This is a genomic window from Bradyrhizobium sp. CCGE-LA001 (genome assembly GCF_000296215.2).
GTDB lineage: Bacteria > Pseudomonadota > Alphaproteobacteria > Rhizobiales > Xanthobacteraceae > Bradyrhizobium.
In genome coordinates this window covers 5,081,629-5,105,571 of the sequence record NZ_CP013949.1, presented here as the reverse complement: position 1 = coordinate 5,105,571, position 23,943 = coordinate 5,081,629, and the positions used below count along the sequence as shown (strand labels likewise).

The 23,943-nt window shown below is 59.3% G+C and carries 19 protein-coding genes; 4 read left to right on the top strand and 15 right to left on the bottom strand.

What is annotated here, in order from left to right; all coding sequences use genetic code 11:
* Positions 1-17: 17 nt before the first annotated feature.
* Positions 18-1,268 (bottom strand): multidrug effflux MFS transporter, encoded by a 1,251-nt coding sequence (locus BCCGELA001_RS23860; protein ID WP_060736456.1) that lies wholly within the window; start codon positions 1,266-1,268, stop codon positions 18-20.
* A 329-nt stretch (positions 1,269-1,597) separates the two neighbouring features.
* Here BCCGELA001_RS23860 and BCCGELA001_RS23855 point away from each other — a divergent pair, with 329 nt between their 5' ends.
* Positions 1,598-2,902, top strand: coding sequence for a hypothetical protein (locus BCCGELA001_RS23855; RefSeq protein ID WP_236840745.1), 1,305 nt, complete (start codon positions 1,598-1,600; stop codon positions 2,900-2,902).
* A gap of 30 nt (positions 2,903-2,932) precedes the next feature.
* Here the strand turns inward: BCCGELA001_RS23855 and BCCGELA001_RS23850 are convergent, their stop codons facing one another.
* From BCCGELA001_RS23850 to BCCGELA001_RS23795, 12 genes are all read right to left on the bottom strand, one after another.
* A complete protein-coding gene (locus BCCGELA001_RS23850) occupies positions 2,933-3,880 on the bottom strand; it encodes a GDP-L-fucose synthase family protein (RefSeq protein WP_060736454.1) in 948 nt (315 codons plus the stop codon).
* Positions 3,881-3,955: 75 nt separating this feature from the next.
* The gene (locus BCCGELA001_RS23845) at positions 3,956-4,894 is read right to left on the bottom strand and encodes an NAD-dependent epimerase/dehydratase family protein (protein WP_008562888.1); all 939 of its coding nucleotides are present in this window, start codon (positions 4,892-4,894) and stop codon (positions 3,956-3,958) included.
* A 53-nt stretch (positions 4,895-4,947) separates the two neighbouring features.
* Positions 4,948-5,544 (bottom strand): D-sedoheptulose-7-phosphate isomerase, encoded by a 597-nt coding sequence (locus BCCGELA001_RS23840; protein ID WP_008562884.1) that lies wholly within the window; start codon positions 5,542-5,544, stop codon positions 4,948-4,950.
* A 136-nt stretch (positions 5,545-5,680) separates the two neighbouring features.
* Positions 5,681-6,853 carry a DegT/DnrJ/EryC1/StrS family aminotransferase gene (locus BCCGELA001_RS23835; RefSeq protein WP_008562882.1) on the bottom strand — a complete coding sequence of 391 codons (1,173 nt, stop codon included), beginning with the start codon at positions 6,851-6,853 and terminating at the stop codon, positions 5,681-5,683.
* On the bottom strand, positions 6,850-7,848 hold the full coding sequence (locus BCCGELA001_RS23830; protein ID WP_060736452.1) for a transketolase family protein: 999 nt from the start codon (positions 7,846-7,848) through the stop codon (positions 6,850-6,852). The genes BCCGELA001_RS23835 and BCCGELA001_RS23830 overlap by 4 nt, the downstream gene beginning before the upstream one ends.
* Positions 7,838-8,662, bottom strand: a complete 825-nt coding sequence (locus tag BCCGELA001_RS23825) for a transketolase (protein WP_008562876.1) — start codon at positions 8,660-8,662, stop codon at positions 7,838-7,840. Before BCCGELA001_RS23825 ends, BCCGELA001_RS23830 begins: the two co-directional genes overlap by 11 nt.
* Positions 8,663-8,806: 144 nt before the next feature.
* Positions 8,807-9,802, bottom strand: a complete 996-nt coding sequence (locus BCCGELA001_RS23820; protein WP_008562874.1) for a GHMP family kinase ATP-binding protein — start codon at positions 9,800-9,802, stop codon at positions 8,807-8,809.
* Between the two features lie 68 nt (positions 9,803-9,870).
* Positions 9,871-11,394 carry a B12-binding domain-containing radical SAM protein gene (locus tag BCCGELA001_RS23815; protein WP_008562871.1) on the bottom strand — a complete coding sequence of 508 codons (1,524 nt, stop codon included), beginning with the start codon at positions 11,392-11,394 and terminating at the stop codon, positions 9,871-9,873.
* 225 nt (positions 11,395-11,619) lie between these two features.
* On the bottom strand, positions 11,620-12,492 hold the full coding sequence (locus tag BCCGELA001_RS23810; RefSeq protein ID WP_008562870.1) for a glycosyltransferase family 2 protein: 873 nt from the start codon (positions 12,490-12,492) through the stop codon (positions 11,620-11,622).
* Between the two features lie 310 nt (positions 12,493-12,802).
* The gene (locus BCCGELA001_RS23805) at positions 12,803-13,552 is read right to left on the bottom strand and encodes an ABC transporter ATP-binding protein (protein WP_008562867.1); all 750 of its coding nucleotides are present in this window, start codon (positions 13,550-13,552) and stop codon (positions 12,803-12,805) included.
* Positions 13,552-14,325 carry an ABC transporter permease gene (locus BCCGELA001_RS23800; protein WP_008562864.1) on the bottom strand — a complete coding sequence of 258 codons (774 nt, stop codon included), beginning with the start codon at positions 14,323-14,325 and terminating at the stop codon, positions 13,552-13,554. The genes BCCGELA001_RS23805 and BCCGELA001_RS23800 overlap by 1 nt, the downstream gene beginning before the upstream one ends.
* Entirely contained in the window at positions 14,325-15,506 is a 1,182-nt protein-coding gene (locus BCCGELA001_RS23795; protein WP_008562861.1) for a hypothetical protein, read from the bottom strand. Before BCCGELA001_RS23795 ends, BCCGELA001_RS23800 begins: the two co-directional genes overlap by 1 nt.
* A gap of 369 nt (positions 15,507-15,875) precedes the next feature.
* Here BCCGELA001_RS23795 and BCCGELA001_RS23790 point away from each other — a divergent pair, with 369 nt between their 5' ends.
* The 3 genes from BCCGELA001_RS23790 (at position 15,876) to BCCGELA001_RS23780 (ending at position 20,756) form a co-directional block, all read left to right on the top strand.
* The gene (locus tag BCCGELA001_RS23790) at positions 15,876-17,180 is read left to right on the top strand and encodes an O-antigen ligase family protein (RefSeq protein ID WP_060736451.1); all 1,305 of its coding nucleotides are present in this window, start codon (positions 15,876-15,878) and stop codon (positions 17,178-17,180) included.
* A gap of 253 nt (positions 17,181-17,433) precedes the next feature.
* Positions 17,434-19,008: a sulfotransferase domain-containing protein gene (locus tag BCCGELA001_RS23785; RefSeq protein ID WP_060736450.1), complete on the top strand. Its 1,575-nt coding sequence runs from the start codon at positions 17,434-17,436 to the stop codon at positions 19,006-19,008.
* A 119-nt stretch (positions 19,009-19,127) separates the two neighbouring features.
* A complete protein-coding gene (locus BCCGELA001_RS23780) occupies positions 19,128-20,756 on the top strand; it encodes a hypothetical protein (RefSeq protein ID WP_144441436.1) in 1,629 nt (542 codons plus the stop codon).
* A gap of 18 nt (positions 20,757-20,774) precedes the next feature.
* Here BCCGELA001_RS23780 and cysN read toward each other — a convergent pair whose 3' ends face one another.
* Together cysN and cysD are read right to left on the bottom strand one after the other, a co-directional pair.
* A complete protein-coding gene (cysN, locus tag BCCGELA001_RS23775) occupies positions 20,775-22,649 on the bottom strand; it encodes a sulfate adenylyltransferase subunit CysN (protein WP_008562830.1) in 1,875 nt (624 codons plus the stop codon).
* Entirely contained in the window at positions 22,649-23,587 is a 939-nt protein-coding gene (gene cysD, locus BCCGELA001_RS23770; RefSeq protein ID WP_008562828.1) for a sulfate adenylyltransferase subunit CysD, read from the bottom strand. Before cysD ends, cysN begins: the two co-directional genes overlap by 1 nt.
* Positions 23,588-23,943: the final 356 nt, after the last annotated feature.

Here is a 23,943-nt window from a genome sequence, read left to right as displayed (position 1 = left end):
GCTGGCCCGCTGGTTCCTCAGGCGGTCGGGCGATGATGCGGCTTGAACAGCCGCCCTTTCTCCACCACCAGTACGATCGCGAGCGCGGCGAGCGTCGACAGGAAGAAGCCGACCGAGAACGGCAGCAGCGTGCCGTCGAAGCTCTGGCCGATCGCCATGCCGACCACGATTCCGATCAGCGTCGTGATCGAGCCGTAGAGCGAGGAGGCGGTGCCGGCGATGTGGCCCTGCGGCTCCATCGCGAGCGCGGTGAAGTTGGCGACCATCATGCCGAACGAGAACATCATCAGGGCGGAGAGCACCATGAACAGCGACAGCGGCAGCACGCCGAGAATTTCGGTCATCAGCATGACGCCGGCGACCGCGGTGTAGAGCGTCAGCGCGCCGTGCGAGATCACGCGCATGCCGAGCCGCCCGACCAGCTTGGCGTTGAGGAAGCCCGCGATGGCAACGCCTGCGGCGATTGCCGCAAAGGCCAGGGGGAAATAATGGCCAAGATGGTAGATGCCGGTGAAGACCTGCTGCGCCGAGAACACAAAGGCGAACAACGCGCCCATGACACTCCCCGCGGCAATCGCGTAACCGATGGTCTGTCGGTGGGTCACGGTCTGCCGGAAAGCCGCGAGCACGTCGCCAAGCGCCAGCGAGCGGCGCTCGGACTCGGGCAGGGTTTCCGGCAGGCGCAGCACGCTCCATGCGAGCGCGAGCAGACCGTACAGCGTCAGCACGACGAAGATGCCGCGCCATTGCGACACCAGAAGCACTGCTTGTCCGAAGGACGGGGCGACTACCGGCACTGCGATGAACACCATCATCGCGAGCGACATCACGCTGGCCATGCGGCGGCCGACATAGCAGTCGCGAACAATCGAGGTCGCGATCACCCGCGTCGCCGCGGTGCCAAAACCCTGCAGCGCACGAGCCAACAGCAGCGTTTCGAACGTGGGGGCTGCGATCGCGAGCACGCTCGCGACCGCATAGACCGTCATGCCGCCGAGCAAGACGGGACGGCGGCCGAACCGGTCCGACAATGGGCCCATGATGAACTGCCCCGCGCCGAAGCCGATCAGGAAGGTCGACAGCACCAGCTGAAGATGGTTGGCGACGGGAATCTTGAAGGCGGTGCCGATATTGGGCAGCGCCGGCAGCATCATGTCCATCGCAAGCGGGTTCAGCGCCATGATGGACGCGATCACGATGACGAATTCGGGAAAACCCATGGGACGGTGTCCGGAGGACACCCAATCGTCGGCATTGACGTCGGACAAGGAAGCTCACCTTTGAAATCGAGGTTTTTATCTCTTCCGATGCTGCATTGCACAACCCCCGTTTCGAGATGGCTGTCAGGCGAGGCCGGGGCGAACAAGAATTGGTGAGATATCACCGCTCCTTGCCGGCCAGCGCCCCGCAGCTCGGGCAATTGCCCTGGCTGGAAACGAGTGATTCACCATGCTTTTCAAAGATCGGCGGCCGGTGCGGCCTTTCCGACCGGGCAGGATGAAACCGAAACGCATCCTGTTCACAGTATGGCTGAGACGATGAGGCGCCGCACCGGCCCAGAGAAACCAGCCAAACAGGGTATTTGCCAGTGTCCGACATGACAGATGCTGCACGTTGGCTGGCACCTTCGGCGGCTGCACGGCGGAACGTCTGGCTTGCCTGCCTGATCGCGCTGACGGCGCTGCTGGTGCTCGGCAACCTCGCCAACGACGCCACGCTCGATCTGAAATATGGCTGGGACGCCCGGGTCAATTGCGCAGCGGTCGAGGCGCATGTCGAGGGCCGGGATCCCTACTTCGTCAAGAACCTGAAGGGCACCAAGCTCTCTTATCCCTATCTGCCGGTAACGCTGGACGTCTTCCGCCCCCTCTGCGCCGGCGGCGCTCTAGTCAAGCATTACAGAGGCATCTTTGTCGTCCTCGCCGTGCTCTGCGGGCTGCTCTTGCCTGGCCTTGGCCGAGCGCCTTCGAGGGCGCGCGATGTTGCGCTCCGGGTGCTCTGCGCGCTCGGCGCTTTCGTCGGCTTCGAATGGGTGGTGGCATCTGGGAATTTTGCGATCCTGAGCGGTTTGCTGACCGCGATCGCGCTAAAGCTCTTGCTTCGGCCGCTTCCATCGGAAGCCTCGAAAGATCAGGGCTTCTCGTGGCGCCTCGCCGGCGCCGCGCTGCTCGGCCTCGTCACCTCGTTCAAGCTGGTGTTCTTCCCGGTGCTCGCGGCGCTCTATTTCCTGCCGCTGCCGCGCGGCCGCAAGCTGGCTTTGATCGCAGTGGCGGCCTTCAGCTTTGGCGTCCCGATCCTGTTATCGAAGCTGCTGTATCCTGATCTGTTCGCAAGCTGGCAGCTCGCGATGGCGGGGCAGATCCCCGACCAGCATGTTGTCGATCTCCTGGAGGCCAATCCGTCATTGCTGCTGCTGGTGCTGAGCGTCATGGACCATGTTGGGCTCGGTGGCGGGAAGCCCGCGCTGTTCGCGGCCTATGCGCTCGCCGCACTCGCGCTCGTGCTGGTGCCGTTCGCCCTGTCCGTCCTGCGCGCGGTCGGCAGCCGGCCGGAGGGGGAGGGGGGATCGCTTCCGATGCGCCTCGACCGCTGGCTGATGGATCATCCCCGCGTCGCCATGCGCATCACGGTGCTGGCGATGTTCGCGCTCTATCTCAGCTCGCCGCGCCTCAAGGAGTATGCCTTCTTCGAGCTCGCGCTCTATGCCGCGATCCTCGTGGTCGACCTGCCGGCCATGGCACTCGCCGGCATTCTCACCGTCGGCCTCGCCTTTCCGTCCCTGATCTCGCTTCTCGGGGCGCCATTCGAGGGCAGTTTCATCCTCCTCGTCATCGCGCTGGTTTGCTTCTGGATCGTGCTGCTCGATTTTCGCGCGGAGCCCAAGCGCCTCGAGCAGGATTAATTGGTTCAGGCGAGGGCAGGCCTTCGCCTGCTAGGCTGTTTGTTCCGACAAATAAGCCGCGTAAGCCAGCTTGAGACCCTCCTTGAGCGGCGTTCGCGCCTGCCATCCCAGCTCGGCCATCCGACTCGTATCGAGCAGCTTGCGCGGCGAGCCGTCGGGACGCGACGTGTCGAAGACGATCTCGCCGCGATAGCCGACGGTGTCCGCGATCTGGCGGGCAAGTTGACCGATGGTGACCTCCTCACCGGTGCCGATGTTGACGAGTTCGGAGCTCGAATAGGTCTTGATCAGGCGCACGCAAGCATCCGCCATGTCGTCAACGTATAGAAATTCACGCTTCGGTGCACCCGTCCCCCAGACGGCCACGCGTGCTGCGCCGGATAGCTTGGCTTCGTGAAAGCGGCGTATCAAGCCGGCCATCACATGGCTGTGCTCGGGATGGTAGTTGTCACCGGGGCCATAGAGATTGGTCGGCATGACGCTGATGAAATCAGAGCCGTATTGGCTTCGATAAGCCACCACCATCTTGAGGCCGGCGATCTTCGCTATCGCATAGGGCTCATTCGTCGGCTCGAGCGCTCCTGTCAGTACCGAATCTTCGCGCATCGGTTGGGCGGCGAGCCTCGGATAGATGCAGGAGGAGCCCAGGAACATGAGCTTTTCCGTGGCGTTCAGATGCGCGGCATGAACGATGTTCGCGGCAATGGCGATGTTGTCGTAGATGAATTCGGCGCGCAGAGTATTGTTGGCAACGATTCCGCCGACCTTGGCCGCGGCTAGAAATATCACCTGGGGGCGCGCTTTGGAGAACCAGGCGAAGACCGCTGATTGGTCCCGCAGATCGAGCTCCTTTCGCTCGATGGTCACCAGTCGAACATCTTCCTGCTCGAGCCGGCGGACAAGCGCGCCGCCGACCATTCCCCGGTGGCCAGCGACAAAAACGCTCTTTCCCTTCAACTCAAACGGCACGTTCGCCATCGGCGTTCCCTCGCTGACGTCTAGACCACCTCGGGCGGGCAAGCCAGGATCGATGACCAGCCCACCGGTCGATGGTCAAACATTCGCATAGATGCTGTTCTTGATCATGACGAACCCCTTCAGCAGTTCCTGGATGCCATCATCCAGCGAAACATTGGGGCGATATCCGGTCTTCTCGACCTTCGCGTTGGAGACGATGTAGTTGCGCTGGTCGGGGTCGCGACCCACCTCGGCGTCCACAAAACAAAACTCAGGGACGAATTTCTGGATGTGTTCGCAGAGTTCCTTCTTGGACACGTTCGCGTCTGAAAGACCAACATTGAAGATCTGGCCCTTCATGCTCTCGAAGTTTTCAAGCCCGTGCTCGAAGACCCGCGCGACGTCGCGGACATGAATATAGTTGCGCTTGAAATGTCCCTCGAAGAGGACGACGAAACGGTCGTTTGCCGCGCGGTAGACGAAGTCGTTGACCAGCAGGTCGAGACGCATGCGGGGGGACATTCCGAACACCGTAGCCAGCCGGAAGCTGATGACGTTCGGATGCTCCATCAGCTCTTTTTCAACGGCCACCTTGTCGATCGCATATTGCGAGATCGGGCGCAGCGGAGAGTCTTCCGTGCAATAGTTGTTCTCGTCGCCGGAGCCGTAGGCGCTGTTCGTGGTCGGCATGATGATCCGCTGATTGCGCGACACATGCTTCAACATCATCGTTATGGCGTCGTGATTGGTCGTCTTGGCTCCAATGGGATCCCGGCTGCACAGCGGAGCTCCGACCAGAGCCGCGAGAGGAAAAATGACGTCGGCCTTCTTCAGGAGCGGCTGCATGGTCTGTTCGCTGCGGATGTCACCCTGAACCACGCTGAAGCCTTCGTGATGGCAGCACTGGTTGAGACTGGACTGCTTGAACATGAAATTGTCCAGCACGGTCACTTTGTGGCCAGCGTCCAACAGTCGGGGAACCAGGGTTGATCCGATATAACCGGCGCCGCCAGTCACGAGAATGTTGTAGCTCATATTGGGGGGCTTCCCTTGTTATGAATGGCCTGAGTTCGCGTCTACAGCGTGCGTCACGTGGATCGGACCGGAAACATGGCATTCTCTACGCATTCACAGAGTGCGTGCGCAAAGATGATGTGCATTTCTTGGATGGTGCTGGTCACCTCGCTGGGTGCGAGCAAGCAATGGTCGGCTTCCTCGGCAGCGAGGCCGCCATTGCCGCCCGAGAAGATGATCGTACGGATGTTCAGCTTGCGGCAAGTGCGCAGCGCTTCGAGAATGTTCCTTGAATTGCCGGATGTGGTTATTCCGAGAAAGATGTCCTTGGCTGTCATCTTTCCCTCGATCTGGCGGGAGAAGACCGCATCGAACCCATAGTCGTTCCCGATCGCGGTCAGGATCGACGTATCGACGGTCAGTGCCTCCGCTGCCAACGGCGCGCGATCTCGGGCGAGTTTGCTGACGAACTCGGCAGCCAGGTGCTGGGCATCCGCCGCAGATCCGCCATTGCCCGCGATATAGAGACGCCCGCCGGACTTGTACGTAGCGACGACGACATCGGCAATTGCTTCGAATGCGGCAATCCGGTCCAGATCCGATAGGAGCGCTCGCTTCGCCTCGATCGAGGCCGTCAGTCTCGTCAGCAGGGCTGCTCTCGCGGCGGTCATATCGGCACTCCGACGGGGCAAGAACCGGATCCCGATAGGCCGGCTGCGCGACACTGCTCGTGGGGCAAGTCGGAAACCGCGGCGTGGAGACGCCTATTCTTGTCGACCGCCAGGATTGCCTGCATGGCTGTTGATCTCAGTTCACCGCGTTGAGGATGGCGCAAATCTCATCGACCTCATCAATTCTGAGGTCGGGAAAATTGCCGATGTAGAAGCCGAAGAAGTGGATGTGGTCGGTTTGCGGGAATTTCTTGTAATGTTCGGCCGGGACGAATGATTTCAGATACGGCTGACGGAGTTGATTGCCTCCGCCGGCGCTGCCTCTGCGAAACTCGATGCCGGCGGCGCGCATGGCCGACATCAGACGTTCGGCGAGGTCCATATCGGGCTGACGCAGCACCAGATTAAAGGCGTAGTTGCTGGAGCCCTCTGTCTTGAAATCCGTACGGAACTTGTCGGGGTTGATGCGCGACAGGAAACGAAGGAAGTTCGCTGTCCGGAGTTCTACGTTGGCGTCGAGCCGAGGAAGCTGCCGCCGGCCGAGGATGCCCCCGATCTCCGTATTGCGCACGTTATAGGCGGCGTGAGCAAAGATGAAATCGGGATTCAGATCCGGGTGAGCCGCAACGTAGGACTCCTTGATGGCCGGATCGTTGGCTTCTCGCACCATGCCGTGGGACCGCAGCATGCGTGCCGCTTGATAGGCCGCATGATCGTTGGTGCAGATCATGCCGCCTTCGATGGTCGTCATGTGGTGGGCATAATAAAAGGAGAAATTCGATATCCAGCCGAAGCTGCCGAGCTTCTTGCCGCGATGCGTCGCGCCGTGAGATTCGCAAACGTCTTCGATCAGCGGAATTCCGGCTTTCTCGAGATGCTGGATCAACTCGTCGGTCAATCCGTCGAAGCCCTGCACATGGGTCAGAAATACGGCGCGTGTCCGTTTGGTGATGGCATCGATGATCTTCGTTGCATCCATCGCCAGGGTCGTCGGATCAATGTCGACAAACACCGGCGTGAAGCCGTTCTGGATCACCGACGCGACGTCCGAAATCCACGTGAGCGGCGGCACGATCACCTCGCCACCCTCGGGATGGCGGATCTTGAGAATGGCCATCGTCAGGAGATTGGCAGAGGCGCCGGAGTTGACGAGGACGCTGTACTTGGTGCCCAGCCATTCGTTCCATTCCTGCTCGAACGCGCGGACGTTCGGACCGTTGGTGAGGATCGGGTCGTCCTGCTTCAAGTGCTCGATGAGAGCGTCCAGATCTTCGCGCGCGATATTGTTGCGCATCAGGGGGAATTTCATTGCGGGCGACCACCGTTCAGGGGAGGGAGAGTCTTGGAGGATGAAGCCGAAATCTGCAGCAGGCGCTTGGTCACCACGTCGGGGCCTATGCCGACTTGCTCATGCAATTCCGCACGCGATCCGAGCTCGAAGCGATAGCCGCCTTCGACGCCGACGTTGAGCAGCTTGGCGTCGAGCGCGCCATGTCCGAGGAAATTGTAGAGCAGGGCGTCGAGGCCGCCGCGGCCGGCGAATCCCTCTTCCATGCTGACGATGGTCTGGTACGGCGACAGCTCGTCGTGCAGAGCCTTCGCGGAAAAGCGGGCAAGGTCGAACAGGTCGACGAGGCCGATATCAATTCCGGCTTCGCGTAGCCGGTCGGCGACGATGAATGCCGTGTGGACCATGTAACCCGTGGCGACAAGACAGATCTTCCGGCCGCGGCGGTGAACGTGAAATCCCTTGGTGACATCCGGCGGGCCGTCCGGGTACAGGACGGGCAACACCTGAGCATCGAGACGGAGATATTTGGGGCCGATCGTGCCGGCACAAATTCCGAAGAGGTTTTCAGTGGTGATGTGATCGGATGGCGAGAGCACCTGGAAGTTCGGTAGCCCGCGCATCAGCGTGATGTCTTCGTAACACTGGTGCGTCGGGCCGGAGACGACATAGCTGTAACCTGCGCCGACGCCGATCAGATTGACGTTCATCGGGCGGACCTCGGACAAGAGAGCCAGGCTCACCCTGATCTGCTCGAAGCACCGCATCGTGATGAAAGGGGCGATGGCGTAGGCGAAGACCTTGTAGCCTTCGAGCGCAAGTCCCGAGGAGATGTTGATCAGATTTTGCTCGGCTACGCCGACATTCACGAACCTCGCGGGATGGTCGGCGCGAATGCGATCCAGCACCGGAGACCCAAAGTCGGCCGAGACGAAGAAAATCTTCGGATCATGGGCCATGGCCCGATGTATTTGATCCAACAGCGCATCGCGCATCGCTCGCGGTTTAACGCTCATCGGAGGCCTTCAGGAGTTCGTCGAGAAGTTCAGCTTTCGGCGCCAGGATGTGAGAAAGAGCCTCATTCTCCAGGCCGGGAACGCCGCGTCCTTTCAGCGTTCGTGCGACGAGCGCCTTCGGTCGCCGGTTGTTGATCGCCTTCAGGCTCAACAGCTGTTCTTGTACGGCCAGCACGTCGTGACCATCGACCTCGACGCATTGCCAGCCGAATGCCTCGAGCCGCTTCACGAGCCCGGCGTGGGAAACGATGTCGTCGGTGAAGCCGAGCATCGCAATGCTGTTGTTGTCGACGATGAGGTGAAGATTGTCGAGCTCATGCTGGGATGCAAACATGATGGCTTCCCAATTGGCGCCTTCATGCAGTTCGCCGTCTCCGCAGACCACGAAGACGCGCTGCTTCGCGCCGCCGCGCTTCAGCCCCAGCGCCATTCCCGCTCCGACACCGAGGCCATGGCCCAGAGACCCATTGACGGTTTCGTAGCCGGGAATGATGGGATCGGGAATCCCGCCCAGAATGCCGCCGGCCTTGCAGACGCGATCGAGTTCGGCGGCCGGGAAAAAGCCGAGATCCGCCAGGATCGGGTACATGCAGATCGAACCATGTCCCTTGCTGATCACGCAACGATCGCGTCCATCCCATCGGGGATCGGTGGGGTCGATATTCAGAACGCCCCCATAATACAGGGCGACGAAAATCTCGATGGAGGACAGTGAGGACGCGATGCGCGTCTCGGGGGCGCGACGGTGCACCGACAAGGTCTCCCTCCAGACCCAGTTCGCCTTGTCGCGCAGGTTGACGCTATTGCTGATCAAGAGACGGCCTCACTTGAACGATTCTGGTGGGGGAGATCGCTGCGGACTGACCGCCACGGAGCACGCCTTTCGGGTCGGGGCGGTGAGGCCGCGTGCATGCAAGTCCGCGAATTTCGATGGAGGAAGCCGATTCCGTCATCATGTTCATAGACCGTTCGGTTGATAGAGGACCACGCGGCTGCCGGAATCTTCGAAATCGAACGGCACGTGAATCAGACCCTTGAGCTTTTCGCGGATCGCCGCGTGCCGCTCCGGCTTGGCGAAAAGGAGCATGAAGCCGCCACCGCCCGCGCCGAGCAGCTTTCCACCGATCGCTCCGGCCTCGCGCGCGGCTTCATAGATCGCGTCGATCTCGTCCGTCGTCACCTTGTTCGACAAGGTTCGCTTGGCGAGCCAGGCTTCATGCAGGAGCTCGCCGAATGCTTCGATCGGGAGCGAGCGGTTTACGAAGATCTCGAGGCCTTCGTCCACCATGGCACGCATGCGCTTCAGTCGGGCGGCACTGGCTGCCATGTTTTCAAGCTGGGATCTCGCTACATCAGATGAAAAACGCGAAAACCCCGTGAAGCAGAGCATCAGATGGGACTTGAGCGCGGCCTTACGTTCGGGCGAAGCGATCACCGGCGACACGTCGAATGTCCCGTCTTCCCGGAATCTGACATAGTTCATGCCGCCGAAGGCGGAGATGATCTGGTCCTGGCAACCGACGTTCTCGTGAAGCAATTCCTGCTCGATATGGATCGCAGTCTTCGCCAACGCATCCTTGTTCGACATGGCGCCGCGCAGCGCTTGCAAGGCATGAAGCAAGCCTACGGTGAAGGAGGAGCTCGATCCAAGTCCCGATCGGGCGGGAAGGTCGCCGTCATGATGGATTTCGAGCCCTTCAGCCACACCTTCGTGCTGCATCGTCGCGCGTACCGCCGGATGCTTGATCTGGTCGATGTTCGAGACGTTCTCGATGATCGAGTAGACGATGCGATGCTTGTGCTCGAAAAATGGCGGGAGCCTTCGGCAGGTAATGTAGCAGTATTTGTCGATTGCAGTCGCGAGTACGGCCCCGCCGTGTTCCTGGATCCAGGCGGGGTAGTCTGTACCCCCGCCAAAGAAGGAAACGCGGTACGGGGTCCTGGTGATGATCACTGTGGAACTCGCGCGGCTGGTCTGTGGGGCTCGACCGGACTCAAGGGATTAGCATGGATGGGCACTGCTCAATCACCCAGCAATTTCCGCTTGAGCCGGATTTCCGACATCTGCTCGACGTTGCGACGTTCGGCCGTGCCAAACTTTCTTTCGACGAGTGCGAGATAGGACGGATCTCGGAAGTAGGTCTGCCACGCCTCGTCGCGAAACCTCAGGACCTCCGCGGCTGACAGATACTTCGTTCGCATCGGCACGCTCTCGTACGAAAGGAAAGCAAATTCTTCGAACTTCTGCGGCAGCTCCCATCCGTTCGTGCGCGCGGTGTAGTAGAGCGGGCTGCCTGGCAGCGCCTGGCAAGGATACATATTTGCCATTTCGGTGTTCAGCTCGAGGGCGAGAGCCAGCGTCTCTTGCATCGTTTCCTGAGTGTCTTCCGGGAAGCCGAATATGTAGTTGCTGATGATGTTGATATCAGAGTCGCGGATCGTCTTGCAGACGTCTCGAATATTGACTTCCCGGAACGTCCCTTTCGAGACCTCCTGACGGACCATTTGGTTGCCGGCTTCGATGCCCAGCGCGAGCCAGTTGACCCCGGCCTGCTTGAATTTGTCGAGGACGTTCGCCCGAACGGTATCGATGCGGGAGTAGGTCCACATGTTGAATCCGTAGTCTGACTGTATGCAGTCATCGAGGATCGGCGTGTAGTATTTTCGGTTCAGGAAGAACATCTCGTCGCTGATGCGCAAGGTCTTGACGCCCATATCGGCAAGCTTGCGCATTTCGCGTGCGACCCATTCCGGGCTCCAGAAGCGCATCCCGCGTGAATGCGAAGCATCCGTCCCATCGTCATTATTGACGCGGTTTACGATGTTGATCATGCAGAAATTGCAGGCGAACTGACATCCGAGCGACGTGTAGATTGCAGCGAACGGAGTTCGTTTGTCGTGGCTGAACCCGGCATGCCAGAAATGCGCGCGATAGAGATCGAGCGGCCTTTCGCGGTAGGGAAGCAGGTCCCAGGCATAGCCGGGAAGATCGACGTCCATGCGGTCTTGCGGAACGATCTGTTCGGGCGGATTCAAGATGAGCTCTTGCTCGGCCCCATTTGAGATCTTGTATCCTATTCCCCTGATGGTCCGAAGATCGCTCCTCAGATTGGAGCGAAGCAGGTTGTGCAGCGCGTAGACGCCCTCATTGAGCAGGACGATATCGACGCAGGTGTAAGCGAGCACTTCCTTCGGGAGGGCGCTGGTGTGTGAGCCCACAAAGCAGATGGGAGCCCCGACGCCGGCGGCCTTGAGCGCGTTCGACAGCTCCACGGCGCCGATCATGCTCGTGGTGCCGGAGTTCGGATTCTGCCCGTACAACACCATCACGATCAGGCGCGGCTTCGCGTCCTGAATGCGCGTCACCGTGCTTTGCAATGACAGACGTTCCGCGTCGCCGTCGAGAATTCCGACCTCAAAACCCTTCGCTCGGCAGGACTCGGCAAGCAGGAGCGACCAGGTCGGCGGTTCGATAGCGGAAAACGTCTTTGCGAGCTCTTGATAGGCCTTTGCTGACGAGTCCGGCGTTACGAAAAGTGCGTCCATCCGCTGTCCCCAACTTCTGGGCGCCGTATATATGGAAACCAGTTGGGGTGAAAGACAAGGCGATCAACCCGACGCGAATTTCGGTCAGAATGCCGCTTCAGGTCGATTCGGTGAACGGGGTCCATTCATGAAACCCATTGTTCCCACTGGTGCGTGATGGGATTTTCGCCCTGGTCGGTGTCCTTAGCGAAAGTGTGGGCTAACTTTGGCTAAATTGGCGTCGGTTCAGGTGACATTGAAGATTCTGCTGAAATAGTATCTTGTCACTAGCCAAGCAAAAAGATACGCTCTCCACTTGATCGGTAAATCCGAATCAAGCAGGAAGCTGCGCAAGCAGAGCGAGATGATCGAAACGAGCCCCGGAGATGGGCTTTCCGCTCGTCGTGGATACGGGGCGGACGCGAGGGCCGTATTCGCGAGCAAGGCTTCCAATCGGTCGGCCTCGAGCCTGCGTGCTTCCCGAAGAGCTATGAAGGTGAGGTCGTCTCCAAATCGAGAGCGATCGGTATAGGTCGCGTCCAGCGCTTCGGGATGGTTACGATAATGAAGGTGCTCGAAAACGAGGTCCTCCTCGTACATGATCCGTTGATGGCCACGTTTCTGCAGGCGCTTGAAGATGTCCATCAAATGCACATCGATGAAGGCGCCCTTGTACTCGACGGGATAGGCTACGGCCGGTGGTAGCCAAGCCCGGCGCGACAAGATCGGAAAAGTGCAGAGACTGGCCCCTTTGAACAGATCGTTCCCGTAGGCCAGGTAGACCCCATCCGGGTAACGAGCATCGAGCTCACGTACCTTGTCGTCCCATCCCTTGGTTCGGACGATGACGTCATCATTCACGGCAATGGTGATATCGCCGGTAGCATGCTGGAAACAGATCGAATTGTAAGCGCCCATCGTTTGGCGTGGGACGACGACGGTCTTCAGGGAAAGTTGGGTGAACGTAATCCCGTGGCTGCCGATGTCATCGTCGTCGACGCACAGGATGACCTCGATGAGTTCGGGATGGGTGCTCTCTGCCACCACGCTGCGGAGGAAACGCTCGACGAGCGTAGGCCGGCCGCGAGTCGGCAGCAGCAGAGAGATTCGCTTGTTCATCTACGTCCCAAATCCTGGTGCCTCCCGCGAGGGGATGGCGCCCTAAACGTAACTTTGTGAGGGGAGTGTAGCGATAATGCAAGCCGTTTGCGCCCGAGTTCCGCCATGCGCGGGACATCGACCGCGCCGGCCTGCGCCCAAAGTCATCTGGCTGATTGCAAGCCGATATTTTAAGCGGCTCCGCCCGAGCAATTGCGTCGCAGCCTGCTCCCCAGAGAACTGCAGGTCGATTATTCGACGCAGCAAGATGCAGACAACCGGAATGTCGATGCGCCGGGCTGCGGTATGCATTCAGTCCAATCCAAAGCCTCTACTCGAGCTTTGTGGCTGGACTTACTGATTCTTGATACGATCGGGCAACGGCCGCGATCGGTCCCTGTTCGACCAATTTGCCTTCATGCAGCCAAATGCCCTCGACGCAAAGTGTTTGCAGATTCTGCAGGTCGTGTGAAGCGACGATCAATGTACCTCCACGGGCCGTATAGTTAGACAGGTAATCTGCGCATTTGGCCTGGAAAGCTGCGTCGCCGACAGCGAGAATCTCGTCGATCAACAAGACGTCCCGGTCTGCGTGTGCCAAAACCGCGAAAGCCAATCTCGCCGACATGCCGGCCGAGTAGGCCCGCATTGGCAGCTCGATCGCGGGCCCAAGCTCCGAAAACGCGACGATCGAATCGAATTTGCGTTTGATCTCATTGATCCGAAGGCCGAGAATCGAGCCGTTCAAGAAGATGTTTTCCCTGCCCGTGAGATCGGGATGGCAGCCCGATCCCAGTTCCAACATCGCGCCGATGCGTCCACTGCGCTCGATGGTGCCTCTATCCTCTTTGATCGTTCCGAGAAGCAAGCTCAGCAAAGTGCTTTTGCCGGTGCCGTTATGCCCAATGATCCCGAGCGATCGTCCTGCGTCTACCTTGAAGGTGATGTCTTGCAACGCCCAGCTTCGGGCGAAGCGCCCTTCTGGGGCCGCCACGCGCTTACCGACCAGCCGCTCCTTGATGCCGAGCACCGAGTGATTGTGGTAGGTTTTCCAAACCTCATGTACCGCGACGACTGGCATCAGACCAACTCTGGAATCCGCATCGCAAGCCGTTGATAGACCCAGCAAGCAATCAAGGAAAACGCGACAATGGAGGCGGACACGCACGCAACATGGTCCAAGGGGAGGATACCGCCGGCAAAGACGATCCGCCAACTGTCGATGAGCCAGTACATCGGGTTCAGCTTGAAATAGAACTGATATTCGACCGGCACCATGCTCAACGGATAGACCATCGGCGTCGCAAAGAAGAGCGCCGAGAACGCGATGCCGATCAAATACTGAATGTCCCGGACGTAGACGTTGAGCACTGCTCCAATGACGGCTAGCGGAAACACGAAGAGCAGCTGTAAGGTCAGCATCAGAGGCATCTGCCACAGCAATGTTAACGGGTAAATGCGCTCACCATTGATCGCCATGAAGAAGAAGATGACGGGAATGGCGAACATGAAGTGAAACATTTCCTGCATCACGTTGCTCAGAGGCAGAATCAGTTTGGGCAGCTTGACCCGCCGAACCAGCGACAGGTTGTTCGCGAAGCTGCCGGTGCCCTGGATTGTCGATTGGCTCAGCCACCCCCAGGGGAACATGCCGGTCAGGATGAAGACGATGTAGTTCTCCATCTCCACGCGCATGATGAATTTGAATGCGAGCCAATAGACCAATGCAAAGATGAACGGATTGGCGATCGCCCAGAGATAGCCGAGCACGCTGCGCTTGTAGCGTACCTTCAGTTCCTTGAGGGTCAGCAGGTAGAGGAGCTCGGCCCACTGGAGGTAGCGCTGGTCTTGCATCAGCTTGCCCGTCCGGCGGCTGTCAGGAGTTTGCGGACATGCTGGGCGAGCATATCGTTACGCGCGGTTACAATCTCGTTGTATCGCTTTAGCTTGGGCTCGACGAAGTTTCTGAGCCGACTTCGATCATTGAACATCTCATACAACTCGACGAACGAAGCCGTGCCTTTGAACTCGAAACACACATCTTCAATCGGATTCTGGTGGAAATGATGGGTGAGAACCGGCAAATTGTGATCGATTGACAAGGCACGAAAGAGTCTCGTGGGGCTGGAATAGGGCCAGGTGCGAGTTTGTGGCGGATGCAGCGAATAAGCGGCGCGGTTAGCTGGCTCGTCGGAGGCAAGGAAAGAGAACGGAAGCGCCTTGCAATAATAAAACACATTCTGCAGCCCCAGCGTAGTCAGCTGACGATTGATGCGTTCAATCCATTTCTGACGATACCGTGTGACCGTGCCTGTGATTTCCATGAAGAGCTTCTTTTCCCGCATCAGCTTGTCAATCACTGTCTCGGGATCCAGCTCCGCATACAGTACGCCAAAATGCTCGAGAGGGTGCCCACCTTCGCGGTTGATGCCTTCAAAGACCTTTTCGTGGCTGGTGATTACAGCATCTGCGTGGTGCAGGGAGGCCATCAAGCCAAGGTAGCGCATGTGAAAGTAGATCGTGCGGTGGTTGCTGCGCAGAAACTTAACCCGGTGGCGCGAGAAGCGCTTGAAGAATATCCGCAGAATTAGCTGTGCGATGGCTGGCAATAACTGTATGGCCAATAGCGGGGAATAGCACAATAGCCGTAGAACGCTTCCAACTCCAATCTTGCCGAAGTCATCGCGAGCGAACCGCAGGTACACGTCGAACAAAGCGATAGTCGCGGCATCGAGAGGGCCGCCGAAGTTGTTGAAGGACGTCACGCCCCAGTTGCGGACGGTGAACTCCGTCAACACGAAGATCATCTTGCTGTGCGGATGTGCTGTCTTGAAGTTTGCGATGCGCCGATTCTCGACGTAATTCGTGAATTCGTCGATGATGACATTGATCGCCTCGGGATCGAGAGTGGAGGAAACCTTCACATTGATCCCGCGCCTTCCCATGATCGCAGCGATCAGTGTAATATAGTCCTCAATTCCGTCCGTTCTGCCGTGGTTGCCGATATAAAGGCTCAGATGTTTTGTGTCTGTCATACCTAACCATCTGTCCTTGGTTGACCGGCGACCGAAAGACTGGGTGACCGGCTGCTGTGTTGATATTCAGGTGTCGAGATAGTTCGCCGCGCGCGATCCTGACGATAGGGAAAAGGATCACTGCTGGAGGCGGATGCCGGCGCTCCAAGAACTTGGCGGTCGGAAGTCTGCGGGGCTAACTTTCAGTGCCATGGAAAATCGGCTATGGAGGCTTGGTGCGGCGCATGGTCGAGTGGTCCAGTTCGTCTTGTGGCTGCATTTGACGGGCATTTCAAGTAAGTCCACGCCACCGGCAACGGGACAACTCGTGCCGCCAAAGCGGGCGCGGTTCCTCTAGGGCTCGGCCAATGCGGCTGCGACGTGGTATCGATGGGTTCGATCTTGAGCGTTTCGACTGCACGACAGCGCTTTGAGGCCTTTCGGACATCTCGGTACTGGTTCGTTGCTGCGGATGTATTGGCCGCTTTGCTGTCGGCCACACTGCCTTGGTCGACGTCGGCCTTCCTGATTCTTCTGATTCCGCTGCTGGCGATCGTCTTGGGCAGCGTGGACGTCCCGCTTTTCAGGCGCTCGTTCCGTCGGCCTGCCTCGCTCTTTCCTCTCGCGTTCCTGGCGTTGGCGGTCGTCGGCATTTCCTGGTCAGAGGCGGGAATGGCCGACGGGGTCCGCGGCCTCAGCCCGCTGGTCAAGCTGCTGTTGTTTCCATTCTTCTTTTACTATTTCCAGAAATCAGAGCGTGCCCAATGGATCTTGGTCGCGTTCCTGGTGTCCTGCACCGTCCTCCTCCTGTATTCCTGGCTGGTCGTATTCCAGCCGACCCTGGCGCTGAAGACGGGACGATGTTGCGGCGAGGACTATGGCGTCCCGGTTCGAAACTACATCGATCAGAGCCAGGAATTTGCCGCTTGCCTGGTGGCATTGATCCTGACGGCGTTGCACTTGGCCGAGCGCAAGGACTGGAAATACGCGATACTTGCCTCCGTGCTCGCGGTGGGTTTTGCCGCCAATCTGCTGTTCGTTGTGACTTCGAGAACAGCACTGGTTTGCATTCCTTTTATGCTTTTCGTGGTTGCCTGGCGCCATGCCGGAAGCAGGGGTGTCTTCGCAATGACCGCTGTTGGGGTGCTCGTACTCGCGATTTCTTGGTTTTCGTCGCCTCATTTGCGTGCGCGCATTCTCTCCGTCAGCACTCAATTCGAAGAATATCGTAACGCGGATATCCCGTCCTCTGTTGGAAAACGATTGGAGTTCTGGAGAAAGTCTGTCGGCTTCGTCATCGAGAGGCCTTGGATCGGCCACGGCACAGGATCGATACGGGATTTGTTCGAGGCCGCGGCGGTTGGTCATACTGGGACCTCGGCTGAGATCATCGCCAATCCACACAATCAGACGCTGAGCGCGGCAGTCCAATGGGGGCTGTTGGGTGTGCTGGTCCTCTACGGGTTGTGGGCATCTCATCTACGGATGTTCCTTGGTTCGGGATACATCTCGGATCTGGGTCTGATGATCGTCACACAGAACTTCGTCGGGTCGATCTTCAACTCTCACCTGTCAGACTTCACCGAGGGGTGGATGTACGTATTGGGGGTGGCAGCCTTGGCTGGCCTCATCGCGAGGCGTGGCGGACCAGAGCAGCACCGAGCCGAATCCGTGCGCGGCAAATCAGCCGCTTGATTGAACTGCTGTGGCCGTGCTCTGAAAGTGACCTGCCGCCGTCATGCTGCGCGTTGCGCAGAGTTCCTTGCTCCTGCAGCTGAACGGATGTGTGTGTCCTGGCAACATATGAGCGGCTGGTGCGGAACACGATCACGTTGAAGCGTTGATCGAGAGGCTCGCAGAGCACAATCATGATTGTTCTAGAACATCGTTATGTGTACTTTGTTGACCCGAGTTAGGCAAATGCGACGCAAATTAGGGTTTTTGGAATATGCGCCCTCTGGTCGTGGGAGCACCGCGAAGCGGCTTTGCGCTGCTGAGTAGCGTCATTTCGCAACTCCTGCCGATGGACCCGGTGCGCTACGGCATCAGGCAGCGACTGGTCAGCACGGCGGTTCGGCAAGCCCAGTACTATATCTCAACGGCCATTGAAGCCACGTTCGCAGCGGCGGGCGTCGGAGATAGGTTGATCTACAACGGAAATTTCAAAACTGTCGCCGGCGGGCCGAAGTGGTTGAAGGCGGATGATCCGTCCCGCGCGTGCTTCCGCAAATATCTTGGCGTCAAAGGTATGGGCGACTTCATTCTGGTGATTGCCCATCCGGCGGAGGTGTTGGCGACCGATGCGATCGTTCATTCTCACAGTCATCCGCGACTGTGGACTGAACTCGCGCAGTACGACGATTTTCTCAAATTCGCGTCCGTGCGCAATCCTATCGGCATCATCAACTCGTCCCTGTTCTCTCTCAACGCGCTGGCCAGCGAGTATATTCAGCGTTACGTCGATCCGCGCGATGACAACGACGAGATGCGGCAAAACCTTGCGCTCTTCAAATTTTCCAATCTCGATTTCTTCGCCGGTATCGTACGTCACTATAAGGGCTACTTTGACGAATTCCTGCCGGTCGCGGATCGTTTTCATGTGACGAGATGGGAAGATCTGATCGAACGCTCCGCAGAAACCATCCGGCGCGTTGCGCTGCAAGCGGGTCTCGTCATCGAGGCCGATCACGCCGGCCAGATTTGGCAGCGACTGGATCACATCAACCTCACGGGTCACCACGAGCACAACTACCGGCGTGGCAAGGGCTTGGTCGGCGATTGGAAGAATTGGATGACCAACGCCCATCTCGAGATCATCAGGGAGCATGGCCTCGAGGACGCCATGCAAGTGTTCGGCTATGGCCGCATCGAGCCCCTCGATGAGGCGCGGTACACGCCTTTTCAACGGCGCGTTGCTGAGCTGGTCTCTCGCGGCAAGGTGTTTGAGGACCACGCCGATCTCGATCTGTTCGGCTTTGCCTTCAACAAATCGAACATCGATGCCAGCGCGTTCGCCTTTCGACGATACGGATGGCGCCTCCATTCAAGCGTCGAGCGTTCGGGTTTTTCGGACGAGGGGATCGTCATGGCCGTCTGGGAAGCGGCTGAGACCGCGGCTGGAGAACTGAATGCGGTACTGGACCAATTGTTGGCGGGTGATTATTCGTCGGAGGCTCGCGCTACTGCCAGCGTCGAGGCAGCGATAGCTGTCTCGGCGGCTATGGCAAAGCGGATGCCGCGAGCCACGGCCGCCATGGCGGATGAACTGCGGGTTGCGGCTCGGCAGGCCTTCGCGGACGGTTCGGCTGAAGCGCTCGAGGTTGACCGCAGCGTGCCGCCGCTGCTCATCCGCAGTTGGAACGAGTACAATATCGTTTCGCACCGCGGCCAGTTCAGCGCGATTCCGCAGGCCGTTGGCCCGATAGACCTGACGGACCGGGATCCGCACAGCATCCCCGGTTCGATCGTCCGGGATTCCTACGAATCCCTGCGTGTCGCCTTGAGCGATGGCGTTGCAAACTGAATATGGACTAATCCGACACGATGCAGCAAAACGACCGTGCGCCACAGCGGGGGCGCTCTCTCCAATTCGTTCCCGAGCCGAGCCGTGCGAGCTCTTGGATAGGAGCCGTCCGTGGTCTGTTGGACGGGGGCTGTCGAACTGTCACCGCGCACCTTCTTGACGATGCGTCGGCTAAGATTGTCTCGGCTCTTTCTTCAGAATTCGGCGACGCTTTCCAAGTATCGGAACGGAACGGCCAGGCTCCGGCTCCGGCCGAGCCCGACGCGTTCGATCCCTGCGACGCTACTCTTCTCATGGGTGGTGATGCAGAGAATGTAAGCGCCGCGCTGCTCGGCTATGTGGATCGCCGCGCGCCAACTCTGGTCGCTCCGGTCACAGAGCGTTACTATTCAAACCTGCCGCTCTACCTGATATCGATACCCAAGGCAGGCACGCATCTCCTCTTCAGATTGGCAGAAGCGCTTGGCTATGCCGCTGGGGGCGTTGCGCCGGACCGGCCGAAGGGCGGTCATTGGTACTATCTGCTTCACAGCAACGCGCATACCATGACGCGGGAGTTTTTCCGAGACGAGCTGCAGCGCGCGCCGTTTGGCAATCGGGCTCACCCCTTCATGCGGTCGCCCGCACTCTTCAACTACCGCAATCCGTTCGACATATTGGTCTCCGAAGCCAATTATTGGCACATCGACGGCAACAGTCCTTTGTCGGTTTTGCTGGGACATCTCTCCTTCGAGGAACGCATTGGGCGACTGATGGAGGATCGATGGCTGCTGGGCTCGATCCGCGATCGGGTCGGCGAGTTTGCAGCCTGGCTGGACTGCGGAAACGTCGTCCCGATTTCGTTTGAAGAGATCGTTGGTGATGCCGGCGGCGGTTCGGACGAGGCATTCGAGGCACTGGTGTGGTCGCTGCAGCTCAAATTGCACGCGCCTGGGATCACCCGGGATATCTGCGCCGCGGCATCCGGTCGTTCGAGCCCCACGTTCAGGGAGGGCCGCATCAACGGATGGCGACAATCCTTGTCGGCGGACGTCGTCCGTCAGCTCGAGGCACTCCCTCAGGACTTCATGGTGAAGTTCGGTTACGACGGCTCGTCGGTGCTGCCGCGTCACGTCGCGGCGTTTCGCCATCGGCCGCTGCGATTGATGTCGAGCACGCACTTCTCCGTTCCGTTCCTGGTCGAGACAGATTTCCTCGACCACAACATTGTCTCATTCCAACAGCGCTACTATGGGATTCCGTTTTCGGCTGGCAGCACCGATCTTCGTCAGCTCTCCGAGGAGGAGCTCTCGCGATTTGCGAGTTCGGAAAGCTTGTCGTCGGTGCGCGCTCAAATCGTCGCGAGGGAGGTCGAACGACAGGTCGTGCCGATGGTCGGAAAACTCGTCAAATCCGAGCTAGAGAAGCTCCACTCCCGCGAGCCGGATGATACCCGAGGGGGGCGGGCTTTCTCGCATGGTGAGGTTTCGGCCGATGCGACCAAAGATCAAGCCGCGGCCGTTGTAGGACCTTCCGGCGGTGACGACAGAGTAGGCGAGGTCCGGCCGCTTGGACGCTTTTTGAGGCACAACCTTTTCCAGCGTCGCGACGGCATCATCGCCGTGCCGATGAGAATTGGTCCCGTCGATCCCAATCTCTACGATTTGAGATTTGCTCCCGACGTGATCGCCGAAAGCAGCTTGATCTCCGTCTACGTCGGAGTTCTGCGCGACACCATTCATTGGGCCTACAGGCGAGCAAGAGCGTGATGCGTGGGCTCGAGCCTTCTATCGTATCAGTCCAAGTTCGGTCAGCTTTGCAATCAGATGATGGGCCAGTTGTTCTGGCTGCTGGCCGATCGTATGCAAGTGTATCTCGGGACGTTCGGGGGCTTCGTATGGCGCATCGAAGCCGGTGAAATTCTTGATCGTGCCGGCTTTCGCCTTTGCGTAGAGCCCTTTGGGATCGCGCCTGGCGCATTCCTCGATCGGCGTGTCGACGAAGACCTCGATGAATTCCCCATCAGCGACCAGTCGGCGTATCATTTCGCGCTCTGCCCGGTATGGCGAAATGAAGGAGCACAAGACGATCAGGCCGGCATCCACCAGCAGCTTTGCCACTTCGCCGGCGCGCCGGATGTTTTCGACCCGGTCCGCCTCGGTGAAGCCGAGGTCACGGTTGAGCCCGTGCCTCACATTGTCGCCGTCGAGCATCATCGTGTGATGACCGGCGGCATGAAGCCGCCGCTCAACGATGTTGGCGATGGTCGATTTTCCCGCCCCTGACAGGCCGGTGAACCAGATGATGGCCGGCTTCTGTTGCTTGTGTGCGGCACGCTCGGCCTTGCCGATCAGCGTCGCCTGCCAGGGGATGTTGGTGCCGCGTCGCAGGCCGAAGGCGATCATGCCGGCGCCGAGCGTATCATTGGTCAGCCGATCGATCATGATGAACGAGCCGGTCTTGCGGTTCTCTTCGTATGGATCGAACGCAACCGGCGCGCCGGTCGACAAGTTGCAGAAGCCGATGTCGTTCAGACCCAGGGTAGGGGCCGCGAGATGCTCGCGCGTATTGACGTCGATCTTGTATTTGATCCCGGTGACGGAGACCGGCGTGGTCTTGGTCCCGATACGGGCCAGATACGAACGGCCCGGGATGAGCGGTTGATCGCTCATCCAGATGATATGCGCAGCAAATTGATCCGAGACTTCGGGACGCGACGCCGGGCTGACCAGGAGATCGCCGCGCGCGATATCGATCTCATCCGCCAGGACCAGCGTGACGGCGTCGCCTGCGCCGGCCGACGCCTGCGGGCCTTCATAGGTGATGAGCTCTTTCACGCTCGACGTCTGGCCGGAGCCGGCCGCGATGATGGGGTCTCCGGGATGTATCGTGCCGGAGGCGACCGTACCGGCAAAACCCCTGAAATCGGGTCCCGGACGATTGACCCATTGCACCGGAAACCGGAACGGCTTGTCGGCAGTTCCATGCGCGACGTCGACGGTCTCGAGATATTCCAGCAGTGTCGGGCCATCATACCAGGGCGTCTTGCGTGACCGACTCGTGACGTTGTCGCCGTCGCGGGCGGAGATCGGTATCGCTTCGATCGACGAGAAGCCCAGCTTGGATGCGAAGACGCGATAGTCCGAGACGATCCGCTCGAAAACGCTCGCCTGATACGAGACCAGGTCGATCTTGTTCACGGCGAGGACGACGTGGCGAAGACCCAGGAGTGAGCAAATCAGCGAGTGCCGACGTGTCTGGACCAGAACGCCTTTCCGGGCATCGACGAGCAGGACGGCGAGGTCGGAGTTTGATGCTCCGGTCGCCATGTTCCTCGTATACTGCTCGTGCCCGGGCGTATCCGCGACGATGAAGGATCGCTTCGGCGTTCCGAAGAAGCGATAGGCAACGTCGATCGTGATTCCCTGTTCGCGCTCGGCTTCGAGGCCGTCGACGAGAAGGGCCAGATCGATGTCACCGCCCGTCGTGCCATAGCGTGCCGAATCCTTGGCGAGCGCAGACAACTGATCCTGGAAGATCTGCTTGGAATCGTGAAGAAGACGCCCGATCAGCGTGGACTTGCCGTCGTCGACTGATCCGCACGTCAGGAATCTGAGAAGGTCCTTGCTCGCGCGCTCCCCGGCAACGTCGACGCCGTCCATCAAAAGTAACCTTCTCGCTTCTTCTTTTCCATCGAGGCGGTCTCGTCACTGTCGATGAGGCGGCCCTGACGTTCCGACAGACGCGTCGATCGCATCTCCGACAGAACATCTTCGAGGGTGGTGGCGTCGGATTCGATGGCCCCCGTCAACGGATAGCATCCCAGGGTTCGAAATCGCACACGTCGCATCTCCGGCTGCTCGCCGGGCGCGAGCGGCAGACGGTCGTCGTCCACCATGATCCAGGCTCCGTCGCGCCGCACCACGGGACGTTCCTTGGCGAGGTAGAGCGGCACCACGGGAATTCTCTCCAGCATGATGTAGTGCCAGATGTCCAGTTCGGTCCAATTCGACAGCGGAAAGACGCGGATGGTTTCGCCCGGCCGAATCCGCGTGTTGAACAGGTTCCACAGTTCGGGACGCTGATTGCGCGGATCCCAGACATGCCCCTGCGAGCGGAACGAGAAGATGCGCTCCTTGGCTCGGCTCTTCTCCTCGTCTCTCCGCGCTCCGCCGAATGCCGCGTCGAAGCCATGGAGATCCAGCGCCTGCTTGAGCGCCTCCGTCTTCATGATCTGGGTATGCGCGGAAGATCCGGAGGCGATGGGGCTGATGCCACGCGCCAATCCGTCCTGGTTGGCATAGATGATCATATCGAGCCCGAGCCGACGCGCGGTTTCGTCCCGAAACGCAATCATCTCCCGAAATTTCCATGTCGTATCGACATGAAGAAGGGGAAAAGGCGGCCTCGCCGGATGGAATGCCTTGATGGCGAGGTGCAGCATCACGCTGGAGTCTTTGCCGATCGAATACAGCATCACGGGTGATCTGAATTCGGCAATCACCTCCCGCATGATCTCGATGGATTCCGCCTCCAGGCTCCTGAGATGCTTCGGCAGAGCGCGTCGCGGAATCTGATCCTGTGATATTGAAGTATCCATCACGTACTATCGTCTGCTGCGCTTGTCGGGCTCGGAATGTCCCCGTGCCGCCGGCGCCAGCGATTCCGGGACTTGGTGCGGGCGGCCGGACTCGAACCGGCACAGGCCTTGCGGCCCCACGGATTTTCTTACCACTTCGGCTTTCGCCGCCGCCCACCCGGCGTTCGTGGTCTGGACTATCCCTTCACCCTGGCGTTTGTCCGCTGTAGGTGCTGCCCGTCTAGTCTCTACACCTTCCCCCTGACGGAGGCTTGGCTCGGGATTGCCAGCGAAGGTTTCCCCGACTTTGAGCAGTTCTGCTCCCAGGGTTTCCCCCAGGGCACTCAATGGCTTAAGTCCGATGCGTCTACCAGTTC